At 62.0% G+C, this 15007-nt stretch carries 13 protein-coding genes and 1 tRNA gene; 4 read left to right on the forward strand and 10 right to left on the reverse strand.

All coding sequences use genetic code 11. From position 1 onward, the window contains the following. Positions 1-23 precede the first annotated feature (23 nt). Entirely contained in the window at positions 24-1316 is a 1293-nt protein-coding gene (locus tag ACN0X7_RS12905; RefSeq protein WP_417517861.1) for an adenylosuccinate synthase, read from the forward strand. Between the two features lie 114 nt (positions 1317-1430). Here the strand turns inward: ACN0X7_RS12905 and infC are convergent, their stop codons facing one another. From infC to phhA, 6 genes are all read right to left on the reverse strand, one after another. Continuing rightward, on the reverse strand, positions 1431-1967 hold the full coding sequence (gene infC / locus ACN0X7_RS12910; protein ID WP_417518043.1) for a translation initiation factor IF-3: 537 nt from the start codon (positions 1965-1967) through the stop codon (positions 1431-1433). Positions 1968-2035: 68 nt separating this feature from the next. Then, on the reverse strand, positions 2036-3979 hold the full coding sequence (gene thrS / locus ACN0X7_RS12915; RefSeq protein WP_417517863.1) for a threonine--tRNA ligase: 1944 nt from the start codon (positions 3977-3979) through the stop codon (positions 2036-2038). Between the two features lie 92 nt (positions 3980-4071). Then, positions 4072-5415 (reverse strand): sensor histidine kinase, encoded by a 1344-nt coding sequence (locus ACN0X7_RS12920; protein WP_417517865.1) that lies wholly within the window; start codon positions 5413-5415, stop codon positions 4072-4074. Between the two features lie 59 nt (positions 5416-5474). Next, positions 5475-6905, reverse strand: a complete 1431-nt coding sequence (locus ACN0X7_RS12925; RefSeq protein WP_417517867.1) for a sensor histidine kinase — start codon at positions 6903-6905, stop codon at positions 5475-5477. A gap of 78 nt (positions 6906-6983) precedes the next feature. Continuing rightward, positions 6984-7655 (reverse strand): EthD domain-containing protein, encoded by a 672-nt coding sequence (locus tag ACN0X7_RS12930; protein ID WP_417517869.1) that lies wholly within the window; start codon positions 7653-7655, stop codon positions 6984-6986. Further along, positions 7652-8473 carry a phenylalanine 4-monooxygenase gene (gene phhA, locus ACN0X7_RS12935; protein WP_417517871.1) on the reverse strand — a complete coding sequence of 274 codons (822 nt, stop codon included), beginning with the start codon at positions 8471-8473 and terminating at the stop codon, positions 7652-7654. The genes ACN0X7_RS12930 and phhA overlap by 4 nt, the downstream gene beginning before the upstream one ends. A 116-nt stretch (positions 8474-8589) precedes the next feature. Here phhA and ACN0X7_RS12940 point away from each other — a divergent pair, with 116 nt between their 5' ends. After that, entirely contained in the window at positions 8590-10005 is a 1416-nt protein-coding gene (locus tag ACN0X7_RS12940) for a sensor histidine kinase (RefSeq protein WP_417517873.1), read from the forward strand. 5 nt (positions 10006-10010) lie between these two features. Here ACN0X7_RS12940 and ACN0X7_RS12945 read toward each other — a convergent pair whose 3' ends face one another. The 3 genes from ACN0X7_RS12945 to ACN0X7_RS12955 are packed head-to-tail and all read right to left on the reverse strand — an operon-like array spanning position 10011 to position 11845. Next, positions 10011-10871 carry a S49 family peptidase gene (locus tag ACN0X7_RS12945; RefSeq protein WP_417517875.1) on the reverse strand — a complete coding sequence of 287 codons (861 nt, stop codon included), beginning with the start codon at positions 10869-10871 and terminating at the stop codon, positions 10011-10013. A 36-nt stretch (positions 10872-10907) separates the two neighbouring features. Beyond that, positions 10908-11636, reverse strand: coding sequence for a tRNA1(Val) (adenine(37)-N6)-methyltransferase (locus ACN0X7_RS12950; protein ID WP_417517877.1), 729 nt, complete (start codon positions 11634-11636; stop codon positions 10908-10910). Then, a complete protein-coding gene (locus ACN0X7_RS12955) occupies positions 11633-11845 on the reverse strand; it encodes a DUF2007 domain-containing protein (RefSeq protein WP_417517878.1) in 213 nt (70 codons plus the stop codon). The genes ACN0X7_RS12950 and ACN0X7_RS12955 overlap by 4 nt, the downstream gene beginning before the upstream one ends. A gap of 131 nt (positions 11846-11976) precedes the next feature. Between ACN0X7_RS12955 and ACN0X7_RS12960 the strand changes: the two genes are divergently transcribed. Both ACN0X7_RS12960 and ACN0X7_RS12965 read left to right on the forward strand, forming a co-directional pair. Continuing rightward, positions 11977-12996, forward strand: coding sequence for a polyprenyl synthetase family protein (locus tag ACN0X7_RS12960; protein WP_417517880.1), 1020 nt, complete (start codon positions 11977-11979; stop codon positions 12994-12996). A gap of 132 nt (positions 12997-13128) precedes the next feature. Further along, positions 13129-13205, forward strand: a tRNA-Pro gene (locus ACN0X7_RS12965). 60 nt (positions 13206-13265) lie between these two features. Here the strand turns inward: ACN0X7_RS12965 and ACN0X7_RS12970 are convergent. Beyond that, entirely contained in the window at positions 13266-14909 is a 1644-nt protein-coding gene (locus ACN0X7_RS12970) for a flavin-containing monooxygenase (RefSeq protein ID WP_417517882.1), read from the reverse strand. Positions 14910-15007: the final 98 nt, after the last annotated feature.

Consider the following 15007-nt stretch of genomic DNA (forward strand, 5'->3'; position numbering starts at 1 on the left):
CCCCGAAACACAGGATTTCTGCCATGACCAATGTTGTTGTCGTGGGCGCCCAGTGGGGCGACGAAGGCAAAGGCAAGATCGTCGACTGGCTGTCCGAGAAAGCCGATGTCGTCGTGCGATATCAGGGCGGGCACAATGCCGGGCACACGCTGGTCATTGACGGCGTGACCTACAAGCTGGCCCTGCTGCCCTCGGGGATCGTACGCCAGGACAAGCTGTCGATCATAGGCAACGGCGTCGTGCTGGACCCGCATGCGTTTCTTGATGAGGTCGGCCGCCTGAGCGAACAGGGCGTTGCCGTCACGCCAGGGAACCTGAAGATTGCCGCGAATGCCTGTCTTATCCTGAGCTTGCACCGCGATCTTGATGCCATGCGCGAGGAAGCTGCGGGCCGTGGACAGATCGGCACCACGCGCCGTGGTATCGGTCCGGCCTATGAAGACAAGGTTGCCCGACGGGCGATCCGGGTTGCCGATCTTGGGGATCGCGCCACGCTGGACGACATGATCGAGCGCCTGCTGGTGCATCACAATGCCCTGCGTCGCGGGCTGAACCAGCCGGAGATCGCCCACGCCGACGTGCTGGCCGAACTGGACGAGATCGCCGACCGGATCATGCCGTTCGCCGACCATGTGTGGCGGGTGCTGGAAGACGCCCGCCGCCGGGGCAAGCGCATCCTCTTCGAAGGCGCACAGGGCGCGATGCTGGACATCGACCACGGAACCTACCCGTTCGTCACGTCCTCCAACACGGTGGCGGGGCAGGCTGCGACGGGATCGGGTACAGGTCCCCGGACCATCGATTTCGTGCTGGGCATCGTGAAGGCCTACACCACGCGCGTCGGCGCCGGACCGTTCCCGACCGAACTGGAGGACGCCATCGGTCAGCGGATGGGCGAACGCGGGCATGAATTCGGCACCAATACCGGCCGTGCACGGCGCTGCGGCTGGTTCGATGCGGTGATGGTCAGGCAGGCGATGCTGACCGGCGGCATCGACGGCGTTGCCCTGACCAAGCTGGATGTGCTGGACGGTTTCGAGGAACTGAAGGTCTGTGTGGCCTACGAGATCGACGGTCAGCGGATAGACTATTTCCCCGCCAACAAGGCCGAGCAGGCCCGGGTTCGGCCAGTCTACGAGAGTTTCGAGGGCTGGTCGGATTCGTCCTATGGCGCGCGGTCGTGGAACCAGCTTCCGGCGCAGGCGGTGAAGTACGTCCGCGCCATCGAGGAACTGATCGGTGCGCCGGTCTCACTGCTCTCGACCAGTCCCGAGCGGGACGACACGATCGTCGTCCGGCATCCCTTCGAGGGCTGAGAGCCATCCTCGGACGGGGCCGTATTCTTCGGACGTCCAATTGAAGCAGTCCAATGAAAAAGGCCCGCCCGGATGTCCCGGACGGGCCTTTCATGTTCTTGCGCCGCGTCGGCCCTATTTCGGTGCGAGCACCATCGTCATCTGCCGGCCTTCGGTGCGGGGATGGGATTCGATCTTGGTCGTCTCCGCCATCTCCGACTGGACCCGGCGCATCACGTTCATGCCCAGATCCTGATGCGCCATTTCGCGACCGCGGAAGCGCATGGTGACCTTCACCTTGTCGCCCTCCTCGATGAACTGGACGACCTTCTTCATCTTGGTCTCATAGTCATGATCGTCGATGTTCGGACGCATCTTGATTTCCTTGACCTCGACCGTTTTCTGCCGCTTGCGCGCCGCGTTGGCTTTCTTCTGCTCCTCGTACTTGTACTTTCCGAGGTCCATCAGCTTGCAGACGGGCGGCTTCATGTTGGGCGATACTTCGACGAGATCGAGGCCGATCGTCTGCGCCGCACGCAGCGCATCGACGGTCGCCACCACGCCGTGATTGTTGCCTTCATGATCGATCAGCCGGATTTCACGGACATCGATGAATTCGTTGGCGCGCGGTCCTTCGCGGACGGGTGCCGAATTGACTTGCGGACGAGCTATGAGTTTCCCCTTTGCACTCTGTTACTTAAGGTTATCTGTTAATTCCACGTCGGAAGGTCAAGGCCCGATCACTTCTGATCAGGCGGTGTGCCTTCATCCACTAGGATAGCAAGCGCTTCTTCCAGAGCAAGAACTTGTTGCTGTTTCTCGCCAAGCCGTCGGATCGAAACCTTGCCTTCCTCTGCCTCGCGTTTGCCGACCACGAGCATCACCGGCACCTTGGCAAGGCTGTGTTCGCGGACCTTGTAGTTGATTTTCTCGTTCCGCAGATCGGTTTCGACACGCAGACCGGCCGCGGTGGCGGCCTCCGAGACTGCCCTGGCAAAATCGTCGGCGTCGGAGGTGATGGTCGTGACCACGGCCTGCACAGGCGCCAGCCAGAGCGGGAACCGGCCTGCGTGTTCCTCGATCAGTATGCCGGCGAACCGTTCGAACGACCCCAGGATCGCGCGGTGCAGCATCACGGGCCGGTGCCGGTTGCCGTCCTCGCCGACATAGGTCGCGTCCAGCCGCTCGGGCATGACGAAATCGACCTGCAGCGTACCGCACTGCCAGTCGCGCCCGATGGCATCGCGCAGCACGAACTCCAGCTTCGGGCCGTAGAACGCGCCCTCGCCGGGATTCATCTCGTAGGGCAGGCCGACCACCTCGATGGCTTCCCGAAGCGCGGCTTCCGCGCGATCCCAGACGGCGTCGGAGCCGGCGCGGACGGGCGGTCGGTCGGAGAACTTCACCACGACATCCTCGAACCCGAAGTCCTTGTAGATCGACATCAGCAGGTTGCAGAAGCGTTCGCTTTCCGCATTGATCTGGCTCTCCTCGCAGAAGATGTGGGCATCGTCCTGCGTGAAGTTGCGCACCCGCATCAACCCGTGCAGGGCACCCGAGGGCTCGTAGCGGTGACACGATCCCATTTCGGCAAACCGCAGCGGCAGATCTCGGTAGCTCTTGAGGCCCTGACGGAAGACCTGCACGTGACCGGGGCAGTTCATGGGCTTCAGCGCGTAATTCCGCTCGTCGGCCTCGGAGATGAACATGTGCTCCTGAAATTTCTCCCAGTGTCCGGATTCTTCCCAGAGCTTGCGGTCGATCAATTGCGGCGTCTTGATTTCCCGGTAGCCAGCGGCGTCGAGACGGCGGCGCATGTAGGCCTCAAGCTGCAGATAGAACTGCCAGCCCTTGGGATGCCAGAAGGCCATGCCGGGGGCTTCTTCCTGCATGTGAAACAGGTCCATTTCACGGCCGATCCGCCGGTGGTCCCGCTTCTCTGCCTCCTCCAGCATGGTCAGGTAGGCTTTCAGTTCCTTCTCGTTGCGCCAGGCGGTGCCGTAGACGCGCTGCAACTGGGCGTTCTGCGCATCGCCGCGCCAGTAGGCGCCGGCCAGCTTGGTCAGCTTGAACGCGTGCCCCAGTTTTCTGGTCGAGGGCAGATGGGGGCCGATGCACAGGTCCTTCCAGTCTCCCTGGGTATAGATCGAGATTTCCTCGTCTTCCGGCAGGTCGGAGATGATCTCCGCCTTGTAGATCTCACCCATCCCCCGGAATTCCTCGATGGCATCGTTGCGGTCCATGACATGGCGATCGAAGGGCAGGTCGCGGTCCACGATCTCGTGCATCCGCTGCTCCATCGCGGCCACATCCTCTGGCGTGAAGGGTTCGTCGCGGGCGAAGTCGTAATAGAAGCCGTTCTCGATCGCCGGACCGATGGTGACCTGCGTGCCGGGAAACAGCTCCTGCGCTGCCTGGGCGAGCACATGCGCCGCATCGTGGCGCAGCAGCGGCAGCACGGTTTCATCGTCGGACTTCAGCGTCACGATCTCGACGTCGGCGTCCCGGTCGATGGGGCCTTTCAGGTCCTTCATCACGCCATCGACCTTGACCGCCAGGGCAGCCTTCGCGAGGCCGGGCCCGATGGCGCTGGCGACATCCAGACCGGTCGGCGTCGCGTCGAACGTCATCTGCTTGCCATCCGGCAAGGTGACGGTGACGGGCGCTGGGTTCTGGACGGTCATTGAACTGGTCTCCTGAAGGTGAAAGCAGCCGCAAGGATGCGGCGGGCGGACTTTATGTCGGCAGCGGGCTTAGTCAAGGAGACTTCGCCGCTTCAGGCGGCCTCGCCCGCAGCAGGCAGGTTGAGGACCGCCACGACATTGCCCGATGCGGCCAGTTCAAGCATCAGGCTGCCGCCGTTCGAACGGGCCAGGTTTCGCGCGAGGGGCAGCCCAAGGCCCAGCCCTTCGCTGGAACGTTCGAGCCGATCGTCCATCAGCACGAACGGCTCGAACACCCTTTCCAGATCCATCCCTTCCAGGCCCTGACAGGGATTGAACATTCTCAGTTCGATCGGACCGCCTGCAATTGCTGTCAGTTCGCACCTTATGCCATCCGTTTCCCGGCCATGGCGCACGGCGTTGGCGATCAGTTCGTCGAGCAGTTCCGAAACGTCGTCGGCGTTTGCAACGATCTGCATCCCGGGATCGCCGCCCGGGTTCACGAGCAGCGGCACGGGATGCCCGTTCAGGGCCGGGTGATGCGTCAGCGCATGCTTCGTCGCTTCAAGAAGCGAGAACGTCCTGGTGTCGGTACTGCGATTCAGTTCGGACGACCCCGAAACCGCGATGATCTGCTGCACGGTTTTCTGCAGTCGCTGCGCGCTGTCATGAATGTCTGTCATGTAGCGGTCCAGACGCTCGTTCTGCGGGCCATCTCCGGATCGTGTCGACTGGTCGGTGATGTTGCGGATCACCAGTTCGAACTCGGACCCGACCGCCGCCAGAAACTGCGACTTGGCTTCCGAGTCTGCGGTGGCCAGCCCGGCCAGCTGCTCCGTGCGGGCCTCTTCCTGGCGCGCGACCAGGATATCCCTGAAATTCCGTCGTGCCAGGAGCTCCCGATGGTAGGCGGTCAGAACCACCGTCGCCGTCAGGCACAGGACCATGAACATTTCCGCCGCAAGCTGCATGGGACCCGTTCCGGCGGCCACATGAACGGCGAGTATGACCGGCGTCGCCGCGCCCAGCGAAACCACGGTGAAAATCAGTACCCGGAAATAGCTCGCCCGAAAATAGCTTCCGCAGAAAACGAAGATCAGCGTCATCTCCATCAGGAAGAAGAACCGCAGATGCTCCGGTGCGAGACCATAGCTCACCAGGGCGTTCGCAAAGCACGTGAGGCTGGCGATCAGATACATCGCATCGTAGATGCGTGTCCTTCCGTTCATCCACAGCGCGAACCCGAATTCCACGATCAGCACGGGCAGGCAGACGTAGAGCCGGAACGGTTGGTCATTGACCGCGTAATCCGGATCCAGCCGGTAGAGCGCGACAAGGAAGAGGAAATAGAAGCACAGCGCGCACCCCGACCATATCCGGTTGGTGGCACGGGAAGCGCTTCGCCAGTTTCTGATGAAATTCCGTTCGAGTTCACCTTGACCGAAACGCAGCCACACCGGATGCATCCGGGCACCTGCGCGCCACTGGTCTGCTGGTCCCTCTGTCGCCGACTCACTCAAACCGCTTCTCTCTCGTCTCGCAGGACGGGACTGGTCCTGCAAAACCTGACAAGGGATGAAGGCACGACAAGAGACAGGCCGGTGCTGCAGCCGGTCGCGGCGACCCCTTCGATCACGGCGTTCTGAGAGTGCGCCAGCGTCTTCAGCAGGCCCAGCGGCGATGCAGTGGCAATGCTGCCCTGAGCCGCAGGTCCGACATCCGTGATGGCGCGGTCAGGCCGGCAGGGATGTGCCGGTACGACCGTTTCGTCACGGCGTACATGGATCGCATAGGAGTCCGCGCGCGTTTTCCCGAACCCCAGAACAATGCCGGAGACTGGAGAATGAGAAGCCTGAATCTGGCGAATCAGGCCGTCGACCAGCGTGCGATAGATGTTCATATCTCCGGCAAGTTCATGTTCGGGCTGCCCCGGTTCCCGGTCGAGCCGGACGGGCACGGCGCTGGCCGACGCACCGTAGCTGTCGGCTGCTTCGGCAAGCAGCGCTTCGAGGTGAAAGTACCCGGCGGGTCCGGCAAGATTGCCAATACCGTCTTTCGTCACAATCAATGCGGCTTCGACAAGCTGCTCGATGTGTTTCGCCTCGCGTTCGATGATTGCGAAGCGTGTTTCCTGCGCTGAACGCGGTTTGGAACTGTCGCGCATCGCTTCCACAAGCCCGGCGAACCCGATCATGGCATTCAGCGGCGTACGAAGTTCATGGGCGGCCACCGCCAGGAAACGGGCCTTTGAGCTCGCGGCCCGGGAGGCTTCCTGCGCAAGATCTTCTGCATGTTCGGCGCGTATCCGCAGAATCTGTATCTGCCGGAAGTTGCGCCGGGAGAGTATTTCTTTCGAATAATGAGCGAAATTGCAGGTCAAGGCCAATCCCCAGGTCACCAGAAGGGTGATCTCAAGGGGGACGATCTCGCCGGCCGGGCCCGCGTCGGCGAGGATGAGAAACACCGTGGCGCCGATGGTTCCGCAGATCGTGAAAAGCGTGATCACGTTCCAGCGTACGGGATAGAAACTCTGAATGAACACGAAAAGCACGGCGCACTCGAAAAGATACAACCGGACATCCGCAGCTTCGGCAAAAGCATAACTGATGATGGCATTGCCATAGATCGCCACGCTCTTGATCAGGAAAAGCGGCTGGTAGAACCGTTCATTCAGGTCGCCACGCAGAACCACCTGGAGGGCGAGCAGTTGGAGCGGGATGCAGACCAGCAGCCGGAACCACTGGAATTCGACGAAGCCGGGTTCGGCAGCCAGCCCGATCAGCAGGCTGATCAGAATGTATGCAATTGTCGATGCCAGTGCCCAGAACTTGTGTGTCAGGCGTGTCGCCTCTGTCCACTTCTGCCGATAGGTCGCCTCGACGTCGGGGTCCACGAACCGCGGCGGAATCGCGCGCAGCCGGTAGCTGAGACGCTTCCGGCCGCTCAAGGACAGTGATCTGGTGGATCGAGGCATGATCCCACTCTGCATCAGAGCGGTTAATACCGCGTAATCATCCGGCGCGTATCAGGCCTTGATGATGTGTTCTTTCGTGATCACGAAATCCAGCCGGCTGTGGTCGATGAAATTCGCCTCGTCCGCGATCGTCCGCTTGTACTCCAGGCTGTCGGGCGAGGCGCGCATCGCCGCCATGGAGTCGAACCAGACCATCGCATAGCCGTCACAGCAGGGTGTTCGTCCGCCGCCATAGGCGGAGGCGCGGGGGTGATTTTGCACGTAGCGCCGCACGGCGGGAATGGAGGCGCCCATCGGCCCGTGTGTGTACCGCCAGTGCTGCTGATAGGCTTCCACCGTCAGGTCCGGCCTGCGGTGCACGATCTCGACGATCTTGAAGCCGTCTTCGGCCACAGGCTCGTCTTTCATGACGTGCTCCTCGACCAGCAGCAGCTGCATGGTCGATCGGTCGACAAACTTCGCCTCGTCCTCGATCAGCATGTCCCAGACAGGCCCGGTGCCGTTGCGTTTCATGGTCTCGGTGTCCGGCCACCAGGTTTCGGCAATGCCATCGACCGGCAGGTCGCGCTTCGCATAACCGGAAATCAGCGGGTGATCCTGGACGTATCGCTGCAGGCCGTCCAGTTGCAGCACGGCCTTGGGATGCTCGTTCAGCCAGTAATCCTGAAATTCGTCCAGGGGCATGCCCTGCCTGCGCTTGAACGTCAGAACCGACTTGATCATTTTTTCGCCCCTCCCTGAGCTTTCCGGTCGATCTCGATGCGCCGGTCAGTATCGCGAACCGCATCCGCAGCCAGTTCCGGCAGGGTCTTCAACTGCCGATAGTACGGCACGAAATCGGGGCGTGTCGCTCTGAACAACTGATCGTATGAATCGATCACGAAATAGGTCTGCTGGAAATGATCGATGATGTAGTCGGTCTGCATGATCCGCATCAGGTCGAATTCCAGCCGGTTCGGTGCCGGGTCATCCAGAGCGTACAGCGATTCACCCTTAGACGAGACGATGCCCGCGCCGTAGATCCGAAGACCGTCCGGCGTGTCGATCAGGCCGAACTCCACCGTGTACCAGTACAGCCGCGCCAGATACGTCAGCGCGTCATGCTTCAGCGCCTTGAGGCCGCCCCGTCCGTAGGCCGCCATATAGTCGGCGAACACCGGGTTGAACAGCATCGGCACATGGCCGAAACAGTCATGGAAGCAGTCCGGTTCCTGCAGATAGTCCAGCTGCGCGCGTTTCCTGATCCAGTGGGTCACGGGAAAGCGGCGATCGGCCAGCAGCCCGAAAAAGACATCGTCATCAATCAGCCCCCGGACCGCCACGATGCGCCAGCCCGTTTTTGCCTCAAGCCGGTCTGACAGCTTCTCGAAGTCGGGGATGCCGTTGGCTTCGACGCCCAGCGCCTCCAGACCGTCGACAAACTCCGGTGCCGCACGCCCGGGCAGCATTTCCGCCTGACGATTGAACAGGATACGCCAGGTCTCGTGCTCCTCGGGGGTATAGTTCTCGTAGCCCTGACTGATGATTTCATTGTCGTTCATGGCTACAGTCTAGGGGCTGGGTGTTGCACTGCAAGCATCCGCAAAGCAAAGTTGAAGACATCGGTGCGGTTGTGTGAATGCCGGGTTGAGCTATCGGGATTGAGGCGTACACGCGGATGCTGACAGACGATGATTCCGCGATCTACGAGCTTGACCGGTTCGGGCTGCGCTTCAGAAATCCAGGGGTCGAACGGGCATTCCGCCAGAGCTGGCTGAAGGCCACGCTGACCATCCGGGTGCTCTGGATCGGGGCGGGGACCCTGCTCTACGGGTTCTATTCGACCCTGATCCTCTATGCATCGCAGACGGATTTTCTGGAACTCCACTGGTTCCGCTTCGCGGTCTGTCTGCCCCTCTTCGTCGTCGCACTGGTTCTGGCGATGCGGCGGACCACCTCGCCACGGATATTCGACCTGATATACCTGCTGGTGACATGCACCAGTTTCGGCAACGCCTGCTATTGCTACGCGGTGACTACCGACAGCGACAGCCTGCTGTTTCTGTATGAAATGGCTGCGCTCTTCGTCTGTTCGATGTCCTATTTTCCGGCCCTGTTCCGGCCGATCATGACGGTCGTCGGGATCGGGACGGCGATGTCGTTCGTGACCTTCTGGTATGTCTGGCTGAATGCCGGACAGGGCTGGCCGGCGATCTCCGTTCAGACCATGCTGCTGCTCGGGCTGACGGTGTCCGGCATCGCGACCGCCTACGCCAAGGATGTGCTGATCCGGCGGAACTATCGCGCCGTGCAGGTCGAACGTTTCGGCAAATACAATGCGCAGCGACTGGCCCGTGCCGCCAATGCGGCATCGGACGCCAAGTCACGCTTCGTTGCGATGGTCGGACATGAGTTTCGAACGCCGCTGAACGCGATTATCGGCTATGCCGAGATTTCAAAGCTGAAGCTGAAGAACGAGGTACAGGGCGAGAAACTGCAGGATTACATGAGGGATATCGGTCAAAGCGCTCATCAGTTGCACAGGCTGGTCGAGAATGTGCTGACCGTCGCGACCGGCAACGATCAGCCGTTGATCGCCAACCCGGAGAACGTTGATCTTGTGTCGGTGCTGTCCAGGCTGGTCAACCGGTACGCCCAGCGCGCCGATCTGCAGAAGGTTGATCTCGATTTCGAGCCCGGCGCGCAGCCATGCGTCATCAGTGCCGATACCTGGATGGTTTCACACATGATGGACGAGCTTCTATCGAACGCCGTGAAGTTCACGCCGCCCGGCGGAAGGGTTGCCGTCCACCTGACGCGCCGTCGGGATGGCGGTGCCGAGGTGCGCGTGACCGACAACGGGATCGGCATTGATGCGAAGATGCACAATGAGGTCTTCGAGGCTTTCACGCAGACCGACAACGATCTCAACCGCTCCTACGAAGGCCTCGGTCTGGGGCTGACTCTTGTGCGAAAAATGGTTGCGGCCCACGGCGGCAAGGTGAGGCTGACCTCGAAGCCCGGCGAAGGCACATCTGTCACGCTGATCTTTCCGGCTCGGGAAGAGGGTGACAGTCCTGTGCGGGGGTATTGAACCGGCTACAGCCCGAAGCGGCCCCACGACACGCGGGATTCGACTTCTGCCGCCGCAGCGGCCGCAAGATCCGGCGACTGACCGGCGACCAGTCGCTTCAGGGGCGACGTCTTGACGGTCAGCCGTTTGATCACGGTGTCCTTGCCATACCGTTCACGGATGACGGAATCCATTTCACCGATATGGTCGATCAGACCAAGACGCAGGGCTTCTTCGCCCAGGAAAATCTCGCCCGAGAACATTTCCTTGTAGCGCCGCCGGTTCAGCTTGTCGCCGCGCCGCGCTTTGACGTGATCGATGAACTGATCGTGGATCTTCTTCTGGATATCCTTCAGCCGCGCGATGTCCTCTTCCTTCTCGGGGCTGAAGGGGTCCATCATCATCTTGTTCTCGCCCGCCGTATGCACGCGGCGTTCGATCCCGTAACGCGCGAGCAGTTCGGGGAAACCGAACGAGGCCGAGATCACCCCGATGGAACCGATGATGGACGCGCCGTGCGCGAAGATCTCGTCTCCGGTGCTGAGCAGCCAGTACCCCCCTGAGGCGGCGACATCCTCGGCGAAGGCGAGGACGGGCACCTTCTTTTCAGCGGCGCGCGCCCTGATCGCATCGGAAATCAGGGCCGATTGAACTGGCGAGCCGCCGGGGCTGTTGATCTGCAGCACCACGGCTGACAGGCGCGCCGGCTTGAAGGCCTGGTCGATCTGGTTGTAGAGGCCCTGCATGTTCAGTGCGCCCGGCCGGAGCGGTCCGCCGCGCCCCGGGGAGATGACGCCTTCCAGGCGCAGCACGGTCACGATCGGGCGTTCGCGACGGTGACGCCACCAGCCGCGCGGATCCTTGTAGATCTTCGGTTTGTCAGTCATCACCGTTATTTATCGAGGCGATCCCCGCTTACAAGATCAGCGCCAAAATATCGGCGCCGCATGTCTGAAGACCGACCGGGCCAGCATGGTTTCCTCTCCGTCCGGATGGTGCAGGCGGATCGGGTTCAGGGACCGGGTTTCCTGCCCGCGCCTGATCCGCAACAGAACACGCTTGGGCGGCTTCTGGGGGTTTCCGAGGATCGGCAGCATGTCGGCCCCGTGCGTCGGCGGCAGCGCCGTCAGGGCATCGTCGAGCCGTTCCATCCGCATGATGAAGACGCTCGTGCCGGACGGTGTGGCCGCCGACAGGGCCGTCCGGATCCATTGCGCCAGGGTCGCGCTGGTTTCTGCGCGGCCCCGGTTTCTGTCCGGATCGGGCGAGATCCGATGACGCCCCTCGACGAAATAGGGCGGGTTCGCGAGTACCAGATCGAAGGCGGAATCAGGGCAGGGCAGGGCATTCACGTCGCCGGTCATCACCTGGCCCCGTCTGCGGAACCCGTTGCGGACGATGTTGCAGGCCGCCAGCGCTGCCGTTTCCGGATCCCGTTCGAGACCGGTGAAGCTGATGTCGCGCCGGCGCGCCGCAAGCGCAAGCATCGGCGCGCCGGTCCCGCATCCCAGTTCGAGCACACTGGCGCGCCAGGGCGGATCGCATGCTGCCGCCAGCAGCACGGCATCCGACCCGCTGCGGAAACCGGTTCGTGGCTGTCGCAGCAGGACCCGGCCGCCGAGCAGTCGATCGTCGGTCCACGGCGGCTTCAAGAACCGATCACCTCGGCGTCGATCAGCAACTGTCTGGCCACCTTTGCGTCGTCGTCGGCCACCATCATGCGGCGTGGCAGGATGCCGATAGACCCTTCCAGTACGCTCATGTGCTGATCCAGAACCATCGAACCGATGCCCTCCGCCTTGAGGACGGCTTCGGCGAATGAGATCAGGACGGGATCGTTGCTGCGGAAAAGTTCGACCATCCCGATGACATACTGTGCCGCACGGCAAGCGACAACTGGTCCCGGTGGCGGCGCTTGACCGGATAGGTGCCCGATCTATTGTCGGGGTCGCCTTCATCCCCCGGGGCCGCCGATCCACTGGAGTAACCGATTTGTCGAACGTGATTCCACTGAAGAGCGACAAGGCGAGCGTGCCGAACGGACTTGCTGCACTGAATGCGCACGTCGAGAAGGGCATGGCCGAGGTCAACGCGGTGATCATCGACAAGATGCAGTCCGACGTCGCGCTTATCCCGCAACTCGCCAGTCACATCATCGCCGCTGGGGGGAAGCGGCTGCGACCGATGCTGACGCTCTCCGCGGCCCAGTTGTGCAACTATCGGGGAAACCGGCATGTGGCGCTGGCGGCCTGTGTCGAGTTCATCCACACGGCGACCCTGCTGCATGACGATGTCGTCGATGAAAGCGATCTGCGCCGCGGCAACGCGACGGCCAACGCGGTCTTTGGAAATCAGGCCAGCGTGCTGGTCGGTGATTTTCTGTTCAGCCGGGCGTTCGAGCTGATGGTAGCGGATGGCTCGCTGGAAGTGCTCGCGATCCTGTCCCGCGCGTCGGCCGTCATTGCCGAGGGCGAAGTGATGCAGCTCATCACGACGAATGACACCGAGACGACGGAAGACGCCTATCTGGACGTCATTTCCTCCAAGACGGCAGCGCTTTTTGCGGCGGCCTGCAGGGTCGGCGGAGTCGTCGCCGAGGCACCCAGGCCCGAGATCGAAGCACTCGATTCCTACGGTCGTAATCTGGGAGTGGCCTTCCAGCTGGTGGACGATGCGCTGGACTATTCCTCACGCGAGGCGACGCTGGGTAAATCCATCGGAGACGATTTCAAGGAAGGCAAGATCACCCTGCCGATCGTGCTGGCTTTCCGTCGCGGGTCCGAGGACGAACGCAATTTCTGGCGGCGCTGCCTGGAAGACCTCGACCAGCGTGACGGCGATCTGGAAGTCGCCATCGAACTGATGGAACGCCACCGCGCGCTGGACGACACGATCGAGCGCGCCCGCCATTACGGCGCCAAGGCGCGCGACGCGCTGGAACTGTTCCCCGACAGCGATCTGAAAACCGCGTTGAACGAGGCGGTCGCCTTCACCATCGAGCGTGCCTATTGAGCGGTTTCGACCGGTCGGGCGGATGCAGCGCTCCACTTTCCGGCACATGCGCCTTTTGATCCTTGCAGCCCCCGGCACCAGCGGCTATACACCGCTCGCCTCCCGCGCGTCTTCGGATGTGCAGGCATCGGTCGGGGAGTAGCTCAGCCTGGTAGAGCACCGTCTTCGGGAGGCGGGGGCCGGAGGTTCAAATCCTCTCTCCCCGACCAATATCTTCAATGGGTTAGTCAGTCGAAAGACGATGAACGGGGCTTCAGTTGAAGCCTCAGCTATGACGCCCGGTTCGCTTCTGTCTTCCTGACCAGTTCATAGCCCGGGAAATCGCTTTCGAGTTCGGCATAGCAGGCGTCGTGATACCGCTTGAAGCCGCCGCGATAGACCATGTACTGGCGCGGTTTGCCCGGCACGTTGGCACCATTGTACCAGCTGTCGGTGTCCAGCGCGCCGGGGATGCGTTCTGCGAAGCGGAGGTTTTCCTTCTGCCAGTGAATCTGGGATTCCTCTGACGGATGCAGGCCGGGCCGTCCGTTTGCCTCCAGCCACATGATCTTGTCGAAGATGAAATCGATCTGCTGTTCGGCAAGTGTCGCCATGTTCGACAGGACCGAGGGGGACATCGCGCTGGAGGGCAGGAACAGGTTCGGAAACCGATGCACCATCGTACCCATGTAATTGACCGGACCGTTCTGCCAGACGTCGTTCATCGCGACCCCGTCGATGCCGGTGATGTTCATGGCGCGCACCGGCCCCGAAATCGCATCGAAGCCGGTGGCGTAGACGATGACGTCGAGCGGGATGGTCTCGGCCGATGTGACGATGCCTTCCGGGATGATGCGCTCGATGGGTGTTTCCTTCAGCGAGATCAGCCGGACATGCGGCAGGTTGTAGGTCTGCAGGTAGACATCGCTCATGCACGGTCGCTTGCCGCCATAGGGATGGTCCCACGGCACGATCTGATCGGCGGTCCAGGGATCCTCGACCTGTTCATGCATGCGTTTGCGGATGAATTCCGAAATCGCGGCATTGGCTTCGGGCAGATGGGCATCCCGGAATGCCAGCGGGACTTCTCTCGCGTCCCACGCCTGCCAGAGGGCGCGCTCGCGTCCGGTCTCGTCAAGATCGTGGAACCGCTCCTCACCGACATACAGGGGCTGGTTGCCGCCGAAGGTCTCGCGCAGTTCGCTGCGCACGGCCTGCGGATCTGCACGCAGTGCCGCAACGATGTCCGGGTCCATCGGTCCGCCGCTGGTGGGTGTCACATAATTGGCCGTCCGCTGGAACACGAACACGTCGCTGGCCACCTTCGCGATTTCGGGGATCGCCTGCACACCGGATGACCCGGTACCGATCACGCCCACGCGTTTGCCTTTCAGGTCGACGTCCTCGTCCCGCGGCCAGCTTGAGGTGAAATAGGCCTTTCCGGCAAAATCGTCCACGCCCTCGATATCGGGTGCCTTCGGTTCGGACAGCGCGCCGACGGCGAGTACAAGATACCGGCAGACGGTGCTTTCACCGTTCGACGTCCGGACGGTCCACAGCCCGGTTTCCTTTGCATATGTCGCTGAAACGACCGTCGTGTCGAACGTCACGGATCCCAGTACGTCGCACCGTTCGGCAACGAACCGCAGATAGCGCTGGATCTCGTTCTGTCCGGCGCAGACGTCGGACCAGTCCCACGCGCGCACGATCTCGCTGTCGAAGAAATAGGCGTAATTGTAGCTGGCGACGTCGCAGCGCGCGCCCGGGTAGGCGTTCCAGTACCATGTGCCGCCGACGTCCGATCCCCGCTCGAAGCCGCGCACATCCAGGCCGCACTGGCGGGCTTTCCAGAGCGCGTAGATTCCCGCGAACCCGGCCCCGACGACGATGACATCACAATCGGGTGCCGTTGAATTCTCAAGTTCAGACGACATGTTCTCCTCCATCCGCCCGAATCGCCACGACCGTACGGCCACTGCCGACGCTGCCATCGTGTGCGATTTCTCCCCGGGCGCGCGCCAAGGATGCACCA

It is taken from the genome of Minwuia sp., assembly GCF_048263705.1.
Classification (GTDB): domain Bacteria; phylum Pseudomonadota; class Alphaproteobacteria; order Minwuiales; family Minwuiaceae; genus Minwuia.

Coding starts and splice junctions, on each gene's coding strand:
- ACN0X7_RS12905 (WP_417517861.1), top strand. CDS start 24: ATGACCAATGTTGTTGTCGTGGGCGCCCAGTGGGGCGACGAAGGCAAA.
- thrS (WP_417517863.1), bottom strand. CDS start 3,979: ATGACCGTCCAGAACCCAGCGCCCGTCACCGTCACCTTGCCGGATGGC.
- ACN0X7_RS12930 (WP_417517869.1), bottom strand. CDS start 7,655: ATGATCAAGTCGGTTCTGACGTTCAAGCGCAGGCAGGGCATGCCCCTG.
- phhA (WP_417517871.1), bottom strand. CDS start 8,473: ATGAACGACAATGAAATCATCAGTCAGGGCTACGAGAACTATACCCCC.
- ACN0X7_RS12940 (WP_417517873.1), top strand. CDS start 8,590: ATGCTGACAGACGATGATTCCGCGATCTACGAGCTTGACCGGTTCGGG.
- ACN0X7_RS12945 (WP_417517875.1), bottom strand. CDS start 10,871: ATGACTGACAAACCGAAGATCTACAAGGATCCGCGCGGCTGGTGGCGT.
- ACN0X7_RS12955 (WP_417517878.1), bottom strand. CDS start 11,845: ATGGTCGAACTTTTCCGCAGCAACGATCCCGTCCTGATCTCATTCGCC.
- ACN0X7_RS12970 (WP_417517882.1), bottom strand. CDS start 14,909: ATGTCGTCTGAACTTGAGAATTCAACGGCACCCGATTGTGATGTCATC.